The following is a 16,600-nucleotide window of genomic DNA, read 5'->3' on the forward strand; positions in this document are numbered from 1 at the left end:
CGGCGGTCTCCGTCCTATTTGCGCATGGATTTTCTTACGCAACAAGGACGCAGCGATGATCGGACTCTCCCGCTTTCCAACCGCCTCCATGTGCGCGGCGCCGCTGCCGCACATCGAGCCGCCGAGTTTCAGGATTCCGCACGGCGCGGTCGACACGCATGCCCACGTCGTCTCGGCCGACCCGGCGTACCGGATGGTCGAGGACCGCAGCTACACGCCGCCGCCCGCGCCGGAAGAGCAGTATCTTGCGATGCTCGACGCAACCGGGATGACGCGTGGCGTGCTGGTGCAGATCAGTGTCTACGGAACCGACAACCGCTACATGCTCGAAGTGCTCGGCCGCCATCCGCAGCGGTTGCGCGGTGTCGCCGTGGTCGCGCCCGACGTGTCCGATCGCGAGCTGGAGGCAATGCACGCCGCCGGCGTGCGCGGCCTGCGCATCAACGTGCTGTTCGGCGGCGGCATAGGCTTCGCGGCCATGGAAACGCTCGCCAGCCGCGTGAAAGATCTGGGCTGGCATCTGCAATTCCTCATGGACGTCAAGGCGCTGCCCGAACTGATGCCGCGCATGATGAAGCTGCCGGTGACCGGCGTGATCGATCACATGGGCCACACGCCCGTGGCCGAAGGCCTCTCGGCCCCGGGCTTCGTTGCGTTGCGCCATCTCGTGTCCGCGCACGGCTATTGGGTCAAGCTCTCCGGCGCGTATCGCATCAGCGACGCATTCCCCACCTTCGAAGACGCGACGCCGTTTGCACGAACGCTGATCGACGATGCGCCCGAGCGCATGGTCTGGGGCAGCGATTGGCCGCATGTGTCGCTCACGCCGGAGCGCATGCCGAACACCGGCAGCCTGCTCGATCTCGTTGCCGACTGGGCGCCCGACGAGGCCACTCGCCACGGGATCCTCGTGAGCAATCCGGCCCGCCTGTACGGCTTTGAGTGAAACCGCCCGTCAGCCCGGGCTGCGTGGCGCCATTCACGCCCAATTACAAACGAGGAGACACGAAATGAACAGCAATAGCCAGGTGTCGGCGACCGAAAAGCCGAACTGGTACAAGCAAATGACGGTAACCGAGAAGCGCACGTTCATGGCCGCGTTCGGCGGTTGGGCGCTCGATGCACTCGATTTCATGGTGTTCACGTTCGTCATCACGACCTTGATCTCGGTGTTTCACATCGACAAGGCCCAGGCCGGCATGCTGGCGACGATCACGCTGCTGTTCTCGGCGATCGGCGGGTGGCTGGCCGGCATTCTTGCCGACCGTTTCGGCCGCGTTCGCGTGCTGCAGTTCACGATCCTCTGGTTTTCCGTCTGCACCGCATTGATCGGCTTCGCGCAGAACTTCGAGCAGATTTTTGTCCTGCGTGCGCTTCAGGGTCTCGGCTTTGGAGGCGAATGGGCGGTCGGTTCGGTGCTGATGGGCGAGATCGTGCGAACCGAGTATCGCGGCCGAGCGGTCGGCACGGTGCAAAGCGGCTGGGCGATCGGTTGGGCAGTCGCTGCGATCCTGTACACGTTGTCGTTTTCCGTGCTGCCCGAAGATTACGCGTGGCGCGCGCTGTTCTGGGCAGGCGTCGTGCCGGCGCTGCTCGTCGTGTTCATACGCAGGAAGGTGCCGGAGCCGGAGCTGTTCCAGCGCACGCGCAAGCGGGAAGCAGCAAGCGCCAATCCGATGTCGACCTGGGCGATCTTCTCGCCCGCGCTGATCCGGACGACCGCCCTGAGCGCGTTGCTCTGCACCGGCGTCCAGGGCGGCTACTATGCGGTGACGACGTGGCTGCCGACCTTCCTGAAGACCGAACGCCACCTGTCGGTGATCGGCACGGGCGGCTATCTGCTCGTCATCATCGTCGGTTCGCTCGCGGGATACCTGGTTGGCGCCTGCCTGACCGATCGCCTCGGCCGCCGGGCGAACCTGCTCGTGTTTTCCGTACTGTCCGGCGCGTGCGTCTTCGTCTACACACAGCTTCGACTGTCGAACCCGCAGATGCTGTTCCTCGGATTTCCGCTCGGCTTCGCCGCATCCGGGATCTTCAGCGGCATGGGCGCGTATCTGACCGAGCTTTTCCCGTCTGCGGTGCGAGCCAGCGGGCAGGGGTTCGCTTACAACTTCGGACGCGGAATCGGTGCGCTGTTTCCGAGCCTGGTCGGCTATCTCGCGAAGACGAGCGGCCTCGGCACGGCCATCGGCATGTTCGCGGGCGGCGCCTATCTCATCGTGTTGATTGCCGCGCTGCTGCTGCCTGAAACGAAGGGGCGCGAAATAGCCTGACCGCGCGCCGGACGCCGAGTCAGCGAAAATCCGCATGCTGCCGCACCAGCGCCAGCATCGACGGAATCAGCCCGCGCATGTCGCCGCGCCGCCACTGGAATGCATAGTGGAGCGGCGACAACGGCGGCTCGCTCGTCAACTGCATCAGGCCGCTGCCCGTTCGCGCAGCGGCCCAATCGGCGGGCAGGAAACCGATGCCGACACCTTCGCGCAGCATGCCGGCCACCGCGCCCCAGTTGTTGCAGGTGATGCGTCGAGGATGGTCGATGCCGCATGCCAGCAGCCATTCGTCGAGGATGCGCGTGACGCCCGAGCCGGAAGGCAGGATGACGAGCGCATGGCTCGCGATCAGCGCCGGCGTCAGCGTGCGCTCGCCGCCGACCAGTTTCTCCGCTGCCATCCACGCGAACCGGGCTTCCGTCACCGGCTGCGACAGGATGCTGCCGCGCGACGAACGGCCCGCGATCACCGCGAAATCCAGCTCTCCCGCATCCACCTTGTCTTCGAGCGCCGCGCCGACGTCGACATACGGCTCCAGGATCAATTGCGGATGCAATTTCTGGACGGCCGCGACGAAACGGGGCAGCCAGGTCAACGCCGACAGCTCGCCCACGCCAAAGCGCAGACGGCCGGTCAATCCCTTGTCTTCCGCAAACGCGTCCTGCAGCGCCGCCACGGACTCCAGAACCCGAACCGCGGCTGGCAGCAGCGTTTCGCCGTCCTCGGTCAACACCGCCCGGTGACCGCTGCGGTCGAACAGCGTGCGCCCCATGACCTGCTCCAGTTCGTTGATCCGCTTGGACAACGAAGAAATGGACAGATGAAGCCGCTGCGCCGCGGTCGAGAAATTGGCGCATGTCGCCGCCCAATAGAAGGCGTCCAGTTGCTTGAGCGTCGGAGTTGCCATGGTTCTTCGCTTTTATCGAACGATTTTATTTGAAGATTATCGCTTTTTATCGATACTTCGGCTGCATAGAATGGCAGCGTCGCTTCAGGAAAGCCCATAGATGACCTCCCTTACCTCCCCCATCGTGGAAGAGAGCCGGCCTGTGGCCAGCCTCGGCAAGCCGCCGCGCGTTCTGCAGGACGTACTGAGTCTGCACGACTTCGAGGCCAAGGCGCGTCGCGTGTTGCCGCGTCCGATCTTCGGCTACGTCAGCGGCGCGGCCGAAGACAACCGCACCCGCGACGACAACCGCGCCGTGTTCGATGAATACGGCTTTGTGACCCGCGTGCTCTGCGACGTTTCCCAGCGGCAGCAGGCAGTCGAATTGTTCGGTCAGCGCTTTGCGTCGCCGTTCGGCATCGCGCCGATGGGCATCCATGCGCTGTCGGTCTATCGCGGCGACGTCGTGTTGGCGCATGCGGCGCAGCGCGCGGGGATCGTCTCCATCATGAGCGGTTCCTCGCTCATTCCGCTGGAAGAAGTTGCCGCCGCCGCACCGGGGACGTGGTTCCAGGCGTACCTGCCGGGAGACGCGAGCCGCATTCGCGCATTGCTCGAGCGCGTCGCGCGTGCCGGCTACAGGACGCTTGTGATCACCGTCGACATTCCGGTGTCCGCGAACCGTGAAAACAACGTGCGCACGGGCTTTTCCACGCCGCTGCGCCCAAGCCTGCGCCTTTTCTGGGACGGACTGACGCGGCCGAGCTGGCTGCTCGGCACCTTCGCGCGCACGCTGCTCAAGCACGGCATGCCCCACTTCGAGAATTCGTTTGCGACACGCGGCGCGCCGATCCTTTCCGCCAACGTGCTGCGGGATTTCTCCGCGCGCGACCACCTCAACTGGACGCATGTGCGGCAAATCCGCCGGCAATGGACAGGCGATCTGGTGATCAAGGGCATCCTCAGCGTCGAGGATGCCGTCATCGCGCGCGAGGCGGGCGCCGACGGCATCATCCTTTCGAACCATGGCGGCCGCCAGCTGGACGGCGCTTCGTCGCCGATGCGGATCCTGCGGGACGTGGTGCAGACGGTGGGCGGCGATTATCCGGTGATGATCGACAGCGGCTTTCGGCGAGGATCGGACGTGCTGAAGGCGCTGGCGCTGGGCGCACGCATGGTGTTCGTCGGGCGGCCCTTCAACTACGCGGCGGCCGTGGCGGGCGAGGCCGGCGTGGCGCATGCGATCCGCCTGTTGCAGGAGGAAGTGGACCGCAACATGGCCATGCTGGGGGCGAACGGATGCGGCCAGCTCACCCCGGACATGCTGATCCGCAAGCGTTAATCGCGTTAGCCAGCCTCGCGCCCGCTCGGTCGCGTCGCCGCCGCGATCGGGCGGGCGGCGCTCATCGACGATTTCGACAGTATTCAGCCAAGCGAAGTATTCGCGCGGACGGCCGCCGCGAATCTTCGGTCGCAACGCGTCATGTGCAGGATCGGCATGCAGCGAGCGGCTTCGCGCGATTGCGATCGTTCCGCGCTTGCGGGCGGGCGTCCGCTGCGTCGACCCGTCGTATATTCGATTCGGCGGCAAACGCCGCGCTGATCGAGCTGCGGGAAATCTCGACGTTTGCATGCGGCGCGCCGACCGCCGCAGCCTGCGACATGCGCGACGCACGCGCTCGCGGGCCGCGCGAAACCCATCACCCCCTCACCGCAACTGCACGGCCGCGAGAAACAGCACCATGCTGCCGATCGCGCCGTCGAGCACGCGCCATGCGAGCGCGCGCTTGAACCACGGCGCGAGCAACCGCGCGCCGTATCCGAGCGCGACGAACCAGATCGCGCTGACCGCCATCGCGCCGATCGCGAACGCGCTGCGCGCGCCTTCCGGCTCGCGCGCGCCGGCCGTGCCGATCAACAGGAACGTGTCCAGATAAACGTGCGGATTGAGCCACGTGAACGCGAGCGTCATCAGCACGATCGGCCATGCGCGCTGCGCGGGCGGCGCGACGGCGGCGCCCGTCGCGTCGAGCGTCGCGTGGCCGGGCTTGAATGCGCGGCGCAGCGCGCTCAGGCCGAACCATGCGAGATACGCGAGGCCGACGTACAGCACCGCGTGAACGAAGGCCGGATAGCGCTCGACGAGCACCGACGCGCCGCCGACGCCCGCGCCGATCAGGATCATGTCCGACAGCGTGCAGAGCAGGATGATCTTGCCGACGTGCGAGCGCATGATTCCTTGCCGAAGGATGAACGCGTTTTGCGCGCCGATGGTGACGATGAGCGATGCGCACAGCATCGCGCCGTGAGAAAAAGCGATCCAGTTCATGTTCGTTGTTGCTTCAGGCGATGGACTAATGGAGCAGGAGGCGCTAGTCTGCGTTGATCGCCTGGGTAAGAAAAGCTAAATCATCTAATGCTGATTAAGGAAAACTGATGCTCGACTACGCGTTGCTCGATGCGCTCGCCGAAGTGATCCGTCACGGCTCGTTCGAACGGGCGGCGAAAGCGCTCAACGTGTCGCCTTCCGCGGTGTCGCAGCGCGTGAAGCTGTTGGAGGAGCGAGTGGGGAGCGTGCTCGTCAAGCGCGGGCAGCCGTGCGTCGCGACGACGTCGGGCGCGCTGTTGTGCCGCCACACCGAGCGCGTGCGGATGCTGGAAGCCGAGCTGTCCGGGCACATGCCCGGATTCGCCGGCGTGGAGACGGGCGCATGGCCGATACTGCGCGTCGCCGTCAACGACGACAGCGTCGCGACCTGGTTCGTCGACGCGGTCGGCCCGTTCTGCGCGGAAAGCGGCACGCTGCTCGATCTCGTGATCGACGATCAGGACTACACGGCGGAGCGGATTCGCGACGGCAGCGTGCAGGGCGCGGTGACGGCACTCGCCGAGCCGATCCAGGGCTGCCGCTCGACGCGCCTCGGCCGCATGCGTTATCACGCGGTGTGCTCGCCCGCGTTCTACGCGCGCTATTTCGGCAAAGGCATCAACCGCGACGCGCTGCGGCGCGCGCCGTGCGTGATGTTCAATCCGAAGGACGGCCTGCAGGCGCGCTTCATCCGGCGCGTGACGCGTGTGGATCTCGATCCGCCGCAGCACTGGATTCCGCACGTCGCCGGCTATCTGCGCGCGTGCGAGGCGGGGCTGGGCTGGGGAATGTGTCCGGAGCGAATGGTCGAGCGTCGGATCGCCGCGGGCGAACTCGTCGATTTGTCGGAAGGAAAGAGCATCGACGTCGAGCTCTACTGGCAGAGCTGGCGATTGTCGATCGGCTGGCTGGACGAGTTCAGCGCGGCGCTCAAGAAGCGCGCCGCGCAGTTTCTCGATTGATTCGATGCGATGCGATGAAAAACGAGCCGCGCCTGGTTACAGGCGGTGGAGGCCGTCGAAATCGACGATGCGGACCATCCGGCCTTGCATCTCGATCAGCCCGCGCTTGTGGAACTTCGACAACGTGCGGCTGACGGTCTCGAGCGTCATGCCGAGATAGCTGCCGATGTCTTCGCGGGTCATCCGCAGGTTGAATTCGTTAGGCGAATAGCCGCGCTTCATGTAGCGCGACGACACGTCGAGCAGGAACGCCGCGACGCGCTCCTCGGCGTTCAACGAGCCGAGCACCATTGTCTGCGACGTCTCGCGGACGATCTGCTCGCTCATCAGCTTGTGCATCCGCAACTGCATCGTGCCGGCTTCCGAGCATAGCGTCTTCAGCGCGCTGTACGGAATCACGCAGACCGAACTGTCTTCGAGCGCGACCGCGGTGCGCGGATGCGCGTCGTCGCAGATGCCGTCGAGGCCGAGCGCTTCGCCCGCGAGATGCAGCCCGGTGACTTGCTCGCGACCGTCGTGGCGTGTGGCGATGGTCTTCAGCGATCCTGAGCGAACCGCGTACACGTTGTCGAAATTATCGCCTTCGCGGAACAGCGTTTCGCCGCGGCGGACCGGGCGCGCGGTGCAGATCACGGATTCGAGGCGCGCGAGCGCCTCGGGGGCGAGCCCTTGGGGCATGCAGAGATGGCGCATCGCGCACGTCGAACAGTGCGCGGCCTGACGCGGTGCCCACGTACTGGAGGCATGGACGGGAGCAGCGGCGGCGGCGGGTCGGGCGACGGGCGTAAGCATGATGGATGGCTCTGAGGTTGAATCGGTAAAGCCATTGTCCCATCGTGGACAAAGCCTGTTTAGCGACAAAACGCCGCGACTCCCCGTGCGATTTCCTTGTTCGGCCGCAACGCGCGGTTGCGGCGAAACATCGCATCCGTTGCGTTCGGTCAGCTGTCCCGATCTTCCGGATGGGCGGCGGACGGGATCAGCAGCACGGGCAGCGCCGAGTGGCGCACGCACTGTTCGGCGACGCTGCCGAGCACGAGCCGTTTGAAACCGCGGCGGCCGTGCGTGCCGAGCACGAGCAGATCGGCGCCGAACGCTTTGGCGCCGTCGACGATGAGCGACGGCACGTCGGCGAGCGACGACGCTTCGCCGATTTTCATCGCGCCCTTCACGCCGGCTTCCTGCATCTTCTGCGCAAATTCCTTCGCCAGATCGTTGCCCTGCTGGAGCAGTTGCGTGCGAAGGATCGACGGATCGTAGCCGGGCACGTTGTAGTAGATCGCAGCGTTTTCCACGATGTAGAAGGGCTGCAATTCCGCGCCGCTCGTCTTCGCGATGTCGAGCGCCGCGTCGAATGCGTGGCGTGCCGTTTCGCTGCCGTCGACTGCGACAAGAATGCGCTGGTACATGATGTCTCCGTGGTGCGGTTGAGAAAAGATCGGCCGTTCGGCCGATCGAGTTTGACGATGTCTTTTTACAAAGTAAACGATTACTGACTACGATGCGGCGAACTGACGCAGCCGAGTAAACGCGGCGTCGGACTTTTCCGGTTTCGATCGAGCGCGGCGGTTTTTTTGCGCGCGATTTGCGTATCGACCGGGTCGGCTCGCGCCGCGTTCCTCGACGCCGTAATAGACTTGGCTGGAACTCGGGCTGGCTCGCCTGCCGACGCGAGCCGATGCTGGTTTGAAACGCATCGGGCGATACCGTTCCCTGTGTTTCGTGCGGCGCTCGATGGAGGACGGCAGGCGTTGGCGCCGGAGATGCGTGTCGATGGGCGTAGCCGCTGCGCCTGCTTGTTCGTTTCGTTCAACCGGAGAAGGAGGAAACCTATGCCGTATGTCGTGCTCGAGTTGCTGACCGAAGACGCCGACCGGTACTCGCTGCCGGACCTGATCGGCGTGGACAGCGCCTCGCCCGATATGCCGCACGTTTGCGAAATGCTGCTCGCGGACGCTCAATGGCCGACGATCCAGGCCTATCTCGATCGGCAGGAACTGCCGTACAAGTTCGCGCGGCCGAGCACGGCGCGGCGGGTTCCTCGTAATAATCCGTGCTGGTAGCGCGGGGCGTTTGGCGCAGGTCGGATCGGCCTGATCTCGTGCGTCGGTCGATCGTTGCCGTGATGTGTTGGGGAAGACGATCGGCTTGTCGCGAAAGCTGCTGTTCTCGATGTGCCGAGACTTTCCCCTTCGTTGCAGTCCCGCGCGAGCGGCTTGCTGACGTTCGTGCCTCCAGCCCTCGGCGGCAAGCCGCTCGCGCTTCATCCATCGACAAGCCGAACGTTAGGCCTGTTGCTTGTCGATCGGCCGGCGCATATCGACGGTTTGCGTTCCATCCGCCTACCGTGCGGCGATCGGTGAAGGCCGGGCAGGTGAAACCCGTCGATGGCGGAGGTCTACGCGAACGCGGCGAATGAATCGACGGCGAAAGAAGGTGCGAACCGCGTCACGCATTGAGGCTGCCGACGCTCCCGAAAAATCTCACCCATGGCGGAATGGGCCAGGTCGGCATGCTCGCGATCCTGCCGTACGTCGCGACGATGATCGGCATGTGCGCGACGTCCTGGCCGCCGGATCGCACCGGCAGGCGGCGGCTCTTCATTGCCGGACCGCTCGTCGGCTTCGCCGCGCGCCTGTTCCTGTCGGTCCGCTGCCAGGCGTCGGGTGAGCGCGAGCCGTTCGTCGCGGGACGGCTCACGTTCACGCCGCCCGCTCGCTGCGAGCGCAGACGGCACGTTTCCACGCGATATATCGCCGATGCGGGTCGCATGCGGCGCGCGCCGATCGAATCAACGCAAGACGACAGACAGTCAATCGGAACCGCGGTCATGAACGACATCCTCCTGCTGGCGTAGAAGCGCGCCCATACCTTCAGCTTCGACGATCTCGAATCGAAGACGGCGCCCGCGCACGTCGTGCTGCCGACTATCCGCTCGAGTTCGCGGTCGATCCGGCGCGCCGTCATGCGTCCGCCGGGGATCTTCGGGATCGAAACCGCCTGGACGCGCGGCCACGAAGGCGATCATCGCGTCGCCGTGATCGATCCCGACGCGCCTCGGCGTACGAGCCTGCTCGACAGGTGGCCGTGTTATCTGCCGCATCGCATGGATCCGGCGCTCGTGCGCACGTTCGCCGCCGCGCTCGCCGATTTGAGCGACACGGCGCGCCGCGGGGTCTGGCAAGATAATGCGATTCGCGTGTACCGGATCGGCGCGCCCGATTGAGTCGCCCCGATTCGACCGACTCGACCGATTCGCTCGATTGACCCGATTCGCCCAATCTGTCCGCGGGCGGCGCGCGTCGCGACGTTCGCCCGGCCACGGCGGATTTTTCAATCCGGAGGAAGCATGCAGATCACTGGAGAGATGTTGATTGGCGCGGCCGCCGTGCGCGGCACCGAAGGCACGATGCGCGCGTACGATCCGGCGCAGGGCGTCGAGCTCGAGCCGGCGTTCGGCGCGGGCGGCGCGGGCGACGTCGACCGCGCGTGCCGGCTCGCGAGCGCCGCATTCGACGCGTTTCGCCAAGCGCCGCTCGAGGCGCGCGCGCGTTTTCTCGAAGCGGTCGCCGAGCGCATCGTCGGGTTCGGCGATCAATTGATCGAGCGCGCGCATGCGGAATCGGCGCTGCCCGTCGCGCGACTCGAAGGCGAGCGCGCGCGCACGGTCGGCCAGTTGCGGCTGTTCGCGTCGATCGTGCGCGACGGCCGCTGGCTCGATGCGACGCTCGATTCCGCGCAGCCCGACCGCAAGCCGCTGCCGCGCGCGGACCTGCGCTTGCAGAAGATCCCGCTCGGCCCCGTCGCGGTGTTCGGCGCGAGCAACTTTCCGCTCGCGTTCTCGGTCGCGGGCGGCGACACCGCATCGGCGTTCGCGGCCGGCTGCCCGGTCGTCGCGAAGGCGCATCCCGCGCATCTCGGCACGTCGGAGCTCGTCGGACGCGCGATCCAGCAGGCGGTGGCCGATTGCGGATTGCCCGAAGGCGTGTTTTCGCTCGTCGTCGGCGCGGGCAACGCGATCGGCGAGGCGCTCGTCGCGCATCCGGCGATCAAGGCGGTCGGCTTCACCGGCTCGCGCGCGGGCGGCGTTGCGCTGATGGGCGTCGCCGCGCGGCGGCGCGAGCCGATTCCGGTCTTCGCGGAAATGAGCAGCATCAATCCGTTCTTCGTGCTGCCGGGCGCGCTGCGCACGCGCGGCGCGAAGATCGCGCAAGGCTTCGTCGATTCGCTGACGCTCGGCGTCGGACAGTTCTGCACGAACCCGGGGCTCGTCGTCGCGCTCGACGGGCCGGACCTGAAGGCGTTCGTCGACGCGGCCGCGCAGGCGCTCGCGCAAAAGGGCGCGCAGACGATGCTCACGGCGGGCATCGCATCGTCGTACGAGAGCGCGATCGCGGCGCGCCGCGCGGCGACGGGCGTGAGCGAAGTCGCGCAAGGCACGCGCAGCGACGCGCGGAACGCCGCGCTGCCCGCGCTTTTCACGACGACGCATACGCAGTTCGCCCAGGACCCGCAGCTCGAAAGCGAGATCTTCGGGCCGACATCGCTCGTCGTCGTGTGCCGCGACGTCGACGAGATGATCGCGCTCGCCGAGCACGTCGAAGGGCAGCTGACCGCGACGCTGCATCTCGACGACGACGACGTCGATCTGGCACGCAAACTGTTGCCGACGCTCGAGCGCAGGGCGGGCCGCATCGTCGCGAACGGCTATCCGACGGGCGTCGAGGTCGCGCACGCGATGGTGCACGGCGGGCCGTTTCCGGCGACGTCGGACCCGCGCGGCACGTCGGTCGGCGCGCTCGCGATCGAGCGCTTCCTGCGGCCCGTCTGCTATCAGGACCTGCCCGCGGCGCTGCTGCCGGCCGCGCTCGCCGACGCGAATCCGCTCGGTCTCTGGCGCTTGCGCGACGGCCAGCTCGGCAAGGCGTGAGCGCGATGGACGCAATCGATTCCCGGCGCTATCCCGATCCGGCCGTCCGCGTGCTCGATCCGCGCTTCGATTCGCTGCGCATCCGGTCCGCCTCCGTCGAATGCCTGTACCAGGGCGCGCGCTGGTCCGAAGGCCCGGTGTGGTTCGGCGACGGCCGCTATCTGCTGTGGAGCGACATCCCGAACAACCGGATTCTGCGTTGGGACGAGCAGAGCGGCGCGGTCGACGTATTCCGGCAGCCGTCGAACAACGCGAACGGCAACACGCGCGATCGCGCGGGACGCCTCGTCACGTGCGAGCACCTGGCGCGCCGCGTCACGCGCACCGAATACGACGGGGCGATCGCCGTGCTTGCCGAGCGTTTCGAAGGCAAGCGCTTCAATTCGCCGAACGACGTGGTCGTGAAGTCCGACGGCTCGATCTGGTTCAGCGATCCGGACTTCGGCATCCAGAGCTTTTACGAAGGCGAGAAGCAGGAGTCGGAGATGCCGGAGCGCGTCTACCGGATCGATCCGCACACGGGCGCGGTCGAGCCTGTCGTCGACGGCGTGCCGGGGCCGAACGGCCTTGCGTTTTCGCCGGACGAGTCGGTTCTGTACGTCGTCGAATCGAAAGGGCGGCCGCGCACGATCCGAGCTTACGACGTCGCAAGCGACGGCAAGTCGGTGCGCAACGGACGCGTGCTGATCGACGCGGGGCAGGGCACGCCGGACGGCTTTCGCGTCGACGTGCACGGCAACCTGTGGTGCGGCTGGGGGATGGGCACCGACGAGCTCGACGGCGTGCGCGTGTTCACGCCCGAAGGCGACGCGATCGGGCATATCGCGCTGCCCGAGCGTTGCGCGAACGTCTGCTTCGGCGGACGGCATCGGAACCGGCTGTTCATGGCGGCGAGTCATGGGTTGTATTCGCTGTATGTGAATACGCAGGGGGCGATGGGCGGTTGAGCACAGGCGCGCCGCGATGCATGTTGCCCGCGTTGCGGCGCGGCTTGGCCCGGCTCGGTGTGCCTGATGTGCTCGAGGGCGCGGCGTATGCGTTGCATCGCGATGCAGTGCGCTGCGTCGATCCGCATCGCTTGCGCGCGGATTCGGATGCGCATCCTTTGGCGCGGCGTCGTGGGCGATGCCGGAATCGACACTATGGTCGCTTTTTGGGGCGAGCGCGCATCGATATCGGTGCTGGTACCGGTACCGATTTCGCTGATAGCGCGAAGACCCATGACATTGCATCGACGCGAGCGCCGAAAGAGCATTCGCACGCGCGTTTCATGACGCACGCCGAAGCGGCGCTGCATCGATCATCGTGCGTAGCGCACCGCGCGAGCCTGACATCTTCCATGCGTGCCGCGTTCATTTCGAGGCAGCATAACGAACGACGAAACGCGACGATCGCGCGACGCGCACATTCAAACGCCCGAATCAAACGGTGAACCGGATTCAACGCGCGGATGCATGAACACGTCGATGTAAGAATGCAACCGAGGCCCTGCTGCGCGACGACCGCGCGGCGAAAGCAATCACTCCGTGCGCGGACCGACCCCGCACCGGCACGCACGCGGCGACGACACCGACATCAGCGCGGAATCGGCGCGAACTCGATGATGCGCCCTGGCCGACGCGGCGGATGATACGGCGACGGCAGCTCGTCGTCTGCACGCGCGCCGCCGCCCGGTGCGGCGGCGTCGAACCCCTTGTCGACGACCGTGTAGCCGGCCCGCGGCGCAAACTGCGGATGATTGCCGTCGGGCCGGCTGTCGAAGCCGGCGAAGCCGTCGGGCGTTTCGGGCATCGCATTGACGAGCGACGCATTGCTCGTCGTGATCTGGTCAGGCGAAATCGGCTCGCCGTTCGCGATGCGGGCGGCCTCGCGATTCTTGCCGTCGGTATCGACAGTGCTGTCGTGTGTCGCGTCGTTGTACAACTCGACGCTGCGCGGATGCCCGTGGCCGGCGTCGGCGGGCGTCTTGCGTTCGAACGGATTCATCGCGGTCATCCCAGCGGCGCGAAGCCCGGAGCATTGCAAGACCCGTTCCGGGCACGACGGGAAAAGGCGCGCGTGCGAGCGCCGCTGCCGCGCCGCGTGCCACGTTTTCCAAATAATTATTTCAGCTAGAAGACGCGTTTTCTACAGAGTATGATTCTTTTCCGACAAAGCGGTGCGCGGCATTCGGCGCACCCGCTTCAGCCCGCACCGGGCGCCGCGGCATCCTTAACGGACGGGTAGCGAAGAAGAAGGTAAAGGGGACTTAAGGTGGGCGGACTTATGCACTCTACGACAACAGCATTCACGCATCGCGGGTATCTGCTGAACTGCGCGCCGGCGCGCGCGAGCGACGGCTCGTTCCATCCGTACGTGGTCATCTCCCGATCGAGCGACGGCGAACTGGTCGCCAATCGTTTCTTTCCCTCCGATCTGCATTTCAACGACGAAGACGCGGCGATCGCGCATGCGCGCGATTGGGCCGTCCGATGGATCGACGCGAGCAGTCTCACCATTTAGGACGGCGCGACGACGGACGTTCCGCTGACACGGCAAAAACGCGGTAATCTTGCGGAACCCGTCACTTTTATCAGACGGCCGTGCGACGAAGCGCGGCCGTGTGTTTTTGCCTATGTCGAAATCCGCCCGAAACTGGGGCCTCGAACAGATCGTCACCGAGCTGCGGGAATCCCGCGAGAAGCTGCATCGCACGCGCCATCCGCGCGGCATTCGCGAGTTGCCGTCGCGCGACGCGATCTGCACGATCGTCTCGGGCCTGCGCGCCTCGTTGTTCCCGACGCACTACGGCGCGCCCGATCTGACCGACGAAACCGTCGACTATTACGTCGGCCATACGCTCGAAAGCACGCTGCGCCTGCTCGCCGAGCAGATCCGCCGCGCGTTGCCGTTCCTGCCCGAGCACGCGGAGACGCCGTCCGCCGCGCTCACCGAACGCGCGTTCGAGATCGCGCGCGAGTTCGGCACGCAACTGCCCGGCATTCGCGCGCTCCTCGTCAGCGACATCCAGGCCGCCTACTCCGGCGACCCGGCCGCGCAGCACATCACCGAGATCCTGCTCTGCTATCCGGGCGTGCTCGCGATGATGCACCATCGGCTCGCGCATGCGCTGTATCAGCTCGGCGTGCCGCTTCTCGCGCGCTTCATCAACGAGATCGCGCATTCGGCGACGGGCATCGACATCCATCCGGGCGCGCAGATCGGCCCGAGCTTTTTCATCGACCACGGCACGGGCGTGGTGATCGGCGAGACCGCGATCATCGGCGAGCGCGTGCGGCTCTATCAGGCAGTCACGCTCGGCGCGAAGAGCTTCCCCGCCGACGGAGAAGGGATGCTCGTCAAGGGCAACGCGCGGCATCCGATCGTCGAGGACGACGTCGTGATTTACGCGGGCGCGACGATCCTCGGCCGGGTGACGATCGGCAAGGGCTCGGTGATCGGCGGCAACGTATGGCTCACGCATAGCGTGCCGCCCGGCAGCGGCGTCGCGCAGGGGAAGATTCGCGAGGGCGAGAAAGAGAACGCCGAGAAGGATTGAGCGGGCGGCGCGGTTGCCGCCGGCCCGCGCCGCGCTTGTCGCTTACTCTGGTTGCCGGTTGCCGGTTGCCGGTTGCCGGTTGCCGCTTTCGCTCAGTGCTTGCCGGCGGGCGACCGGTGCTTGTACAGCACGTCCTGATCGACGCGGATCAGGTTCTGTCCCGCATCGACGACGAAGTCCGCGCCGTTGTATGCGGGCCCCGTCAGCAGCAGGATCGCATCCGCGACGTCGTTCGGCCCGGCGATCCGCGCAAGCGGCGTCGACGCGCGGCTCGCGTGCTCGAAGTCGGCCGGCGTCTGGTCGTCGCTCGGCAGCATCAACCCCGGAAACACCGCGTTCACGCGCAGCACCGGGCTCGCCGACAGCGCGAGCATCTGCGTGAGATTGCCGAGCGCCGCCTTCGCGACCGTGTAGCTGAAATGGTCGCGATGGAAATTCTCCTTGATCTTCTGGTCGACGACGTTGATCACGACGCCCTGCGCGCCTGCGGCTTTCGCGCGCTCGTAGTACGCGCGCGTCAGCAGGATCGGCGCGCGGCAGTTGATCGCCCATGCGTTGTCGAATGCCGCGAGATCGAAGCTCGGCAGGTGGTCCTGCCAGAACACCGACGCATTGTTCACGAGCACGTCGAGACGGCCGAAGCGGGCGTAGACCGCGTCGACGAGATGCGCGATGGCGTCCGCATGGGCAAGATCGGCTTGCAGCGCGACGGCTTCGCCGCCCGACGCCTCGATCTCTCGCACGACCGCGCGCGCGGCGTCGGCCGACCGGTCGTAATGCACGGCGACGCGATAGCCGCGCGAGGCGAAGCGCAACGCGAACGCGCGGCCCGCGCGGCGCGCGGCGCCCGTCACGAGTACGACGGGTGCGGTGGCTGGTTTCATGCTCGACTGCATTTACGTATTCGTCAGATTGACCGAGGACGGATTCGCGACGATCGACAGGAATTCGCGACGCGTCGCCGGATCGGTGCGGAACGTGCCGAGCATTCGCGACGTCACCATCTCGACGCCGGGCTTGTGGATGCCGCGCGTCGAGATGCACTGATGCGCGGCTTCGAGGATCACGCCGACGCCCTTCGGCTGCAGCACGTCGAACAGCGTGTCGGCGATCTGCACGGTCATCTTTTCCTGAATCTGCAGGCGCTTCGCGAACGCGTCGACGAGGCGCGCGAGCTTCGAGATGCCGACGACGCGATGGTGCGGCAGATACGCGACGTGCGCGCGACCGATGATCGGCACCATGTGGTGCTCGCAATAGCTTTCGAAGCGGATGTCCTTCAGCACGATCATCTCGTCGTAGCCGTCGACTTCGCTGAACGTGCGCGCGAGGATGTCGCGCGGTTCGAGCGCGTAGCCCGAGAAGAATTCTTCGTACGCGCGCACGACGCGCGCCGGCGTGTCGACGAGACCTTCGCGTTCCGGATCGTCGCCCGCCCAGCGCAGCAGCACGCGCACGGCCGCTTCGGCTTCGTCGCGGCTCGGCCGGCTCGCGGGCACGGGGGCAGGCGCGGGCGAGGGAGCGGCGGCGCGAGTCGTCTGCTTGCTCGCCGTTTTGTTCGTTGCCTTGCTCGCCGCCTTGCGCGCGGTCGGGGCCGCCGTCTTGCTTGCGGTCTTTCCTTTAGCCATATGCTCTGAACT

Annotated in this window: 18 protein-coding genes and 1 pseudogene; 12 read left to right on the plus strand and 7 right to left on the minus strand. The window is 66.3% G+C overall.

The genetic code is table 11. The annotated features are described in order from the left end of the window. Window positions 1-55 precede the first annotated feature (55 nt). Both BG90_RS20510 and BG90_RS20515 read left to right on the plus strand, forming a co-directional pair. Window positions 56-946, plus strand: a complete 891-nt coding sequence (locus BG90_RS20510; RefSeq protein WP_045568376.1) for an amidohydrolase family protein — start codon at window positions 56-58, stop codon at window positions 944-946. 64 nt (window positions 947-1,010) lie between these two features. After that, window positions 1,011-2,276 carry an MFS transporter gene (locus tag BG90_RS20515; protein ID WP_010117610.1) on the plus strand — a complete coding sequence of 422 codons (1,266 nt, stop codon included), beginning with the start codon at window positions 1,011-1,013 and terminating at the stop codon, window positions 2,274-2,276. A 19-nt stretch (window positions 2,277-2,295) separates the two neighbouring features. Here BG90_RS20515 and BG90_RS20520 read toward each other — a convergent pair whose 3' ends face one another. Continuing rightward, window positions 2,296-3,183, minus strand: coding sequence for a LysR family transcriptional regulator (locus BG90_RS20520; RefSeq protein WP_010117611.1), 888 nt, complete (start codon window positions 3,181-3,183; stop codon window positions 2,296-2,298). Between the two features lie 100 nt (window positions 3,184-3,283). Here BG90_RS20520 and BG90_RS20525 point away from each other — a divergent pair, with 100 nt between their 5' ends. Then, entirely contained in the window at window positions 3,284-4,504 is a 1,221-nt protein-coding gene (locus BG90_RS20525) for an alpha-hydroxy acid oxidase (RefSeq protein WP_025990072.1), read from the plus strand. 366 nt (window positions 4,505-4,870) lie between these two features. Here the strand turns inward: BG90_RS20525 and BG90_RS20535 are convergent, their stop codons facing one another. After that, window positions 4,871-5,491 (minus strand): LysE/ArgO family amino acid transporter, encoded by a 621-nt coding sequence (locus BG90_RS20535; protein ID WP_010107319.1) that lies wholly within the window; start codon window positions 5,489-5,491, stop codon window positions 4,871-4,873. 107 nt (window positions 5,492-5,598) lie between these two features. Here BG90_RS20535 and BG90_RS20540 point away from each other — a divergent pair, with 107 nt between their 5' ends. Then, window positions 5,599-6,492 carry a LysR family transcriptional regulator ArgP gene (locus BG90_RS20540; RefSeq protein WP_010107320.1) on the plus strand — a complete coding sequence of 298 codons (894 nt, stop codon included), beginning with the start codon at window positions 5,599-5,601 and terminating at the stop codon, window positions 6,490-6,492. Between the two features lie 36 nt (window positions 6,493-6,528). On the opposite strand, the gene fnr is transcribed toward BG90_RS20540, so the two are convergent. Both fnr and BG90_RS20550 read right to left on the minus strand, forming a co-directional pair. Further along, entirely contained in the window at window positions 6,529-7,284 is a 756-nt protein-coding gene (gene fnr / locus BG90_RS20545) for a fumarate/nitrate reduction transcriptional regulator Fnr (RefSeq protein WP_010107321.1), read from the minus strand. Between the two features lie 149 nt (window positions 7,285-7,433). Then, on the minus strand, window positions 7,434-7,901 hold the full coding sequence (locus BG90_RS20550) for a universal stress protein (RefSeq protein WP_010107322.1): 468 nt from the start codon (window positions 7,899-7,901) through the stop codon (window positions 7,434-7,436). Window positions 7,902-8,324: 423 nt separating this feature from the next. On the opposite strand from BG90_RS20550, the gene BG90_RS20555 reads away from it, so the two are divergent. The 6 genes and pseudogenes from BG90_RS20555 to BG90_RS35450 all read left to right on the plus strand — a co-directional run bounded on the left by BG90_RS20555 (window position 8,325) and on the right by BG90_RS35450 (window position 12,854). Beyond that, window positions 8,325-8,555: a hypothetical protein gene (locus BG90_RS20555; protein ID WP_010117613.1), complete on the plus strand. Its 231-nt coding sequence runs from the start codon at window positions 8,325-8,327 to the stop codon at window positions 8,553-8,555. Window positions 8,556-8,941: 386 nt separating this feature from the next. Further along, window positions 8,942-9,157, plus strand: a pseudogene (locus BG90_RS33435) (MFS transporter); the annotation flags it as partial. Between the two features lie 300 nt (window positions 9,158-9,457). Further along, window positions 9,458-9,718 carry a hypothetical protein gene (locus tag BG90_RS38070; protein ID WP_010117616.1) on the plus strand — a complete coding sequence of 87 codons (261 nt, stop codon included), beginning with the start codon at window positions 9,458-9,460 and terminating at the stop codon, window positions 9,716-9,718. Window positions 9,719-9,841: 123 nt separating this feature from the next. Further along, window positions 9,842-11,422, plus strand: coding sequence for an aldehyde dehydrogenase (NADP(+)) (locus BG90_RS20570; protein ID WP_010117617.1), 1,581 nt, complete (start codon window positions 9,842-9,844; stop codon window positions 11,420-11,422). 5 nt (window positions 11,423-11,427) lie between these two features. Further along, a complete protein-coding gene (locus BG90_RS20575; protein ID WP_010117618.1) occupies window positions 11,428-12,369 on the plus strand; it encodes an SMP-30/gluconolactonase/LRE family protein in 942 nt (313 codons plus the stop codon). Window positions 12,370-12,389: 20 nt separating this feature from the next. Then, window positions 12,390-12,854 (plus strand): hypothetical protein, encoded by a 465-nt coding sequence (locus BG90_RS35450; RefSeq protein ID WP_124072368.1) that lies wholly within the window; start codon window positions 12,390-12,392, stop codon window positions 12,852-12,854. A gap of 143 nt (window positions 12,855-12,997) precedes the next feature. Here the strand turns inward: BG90_RS35450 and BG90_RS20580 are convergent, their stop codons facing one another. Next, window positions 12,998-13,417 carry a DUF3005 domain-containing protein gene (locus BG90_RS20580; protein WP_010117619.1) on the minus strand — a complete coding sequence of 140 codons (420 nt, stop codon included), beginning with the start codon at window positions 13,415-13,417 and terminating at the stop codon, window positions 12,998-13,000. A 270-nt stretch (window positions 13,418-13,687) separates the two neighbouring features. On the opposite strand from BG90_RS20580, the gene BG90_RS20585 reads away from it, so the two are divergent. Together BG90_RS20585 and epsC are read left to right on the plus strand one after the other, a co-directional pair. After that, window positions 13,688-13,924: a hypothetical protein gene (locus BG90_RS20585; RefSeq protein ID WP_010107329.1), complete on the plus strand. Its 237-nt coding sequence runs from the start codon at window positions 13,688-13,690 to the stop codon at window positions 13,922-13,924. A gap of 112 nt (window positions 13,925-14,036) precedes the next feature. Further along, a complete protein-coding gene (epsC, locus tag BG90_RS20590) occupies window positions 14,037-14,960 on the plus strand; it encodes a serine O-acetyltransferase EpsC (protein WP_010117621.1) in 924 nt (307 codons plus the stop codon). A gap of 92 nt (window positions 14,961-15,052) precedes the next feature. Here the strand turns inward: epsC and BG90_RS20595 are convergent, their stop codons facing one another. Beyond that, window positions 15,053-15,856 carry an SDR family oxidoreductase gene (locus BG90_RS20595; RefSeq protein WP_010107332.1) on the minus strand — a complete coding sequence of 268 codons (804 nt, stop codon included), beginning with the start codon at window positions 15,854-15,856 and terminating at the stop codon, window positions 15,053-15,055. Then, window positions 15,857-16,588, minus strand: coding sequence for a GTP cyclohydrolase I FolE (gene folE, locus BG90_RS20600; protein ID WP_025990076.1), 732 nt, complete (start codon window positions 16,586-16,588; stop codon window positions 15,857-15,859). Window positions 16,589-16,600: the final 12 nt, after the last annotated feature.

The sequence above is a fragment of the Burkholderia oklahomensis C6786 genome (assembly GCF_000959365.1).
GTDB classification, from domain to species: domain Bacteria; phylum Pseudomonadota; class Gammaproteobacteria; order Burkholderiales; family Burkholderiaceae; genus Burkholderia; species Burkholderia oklahomensis.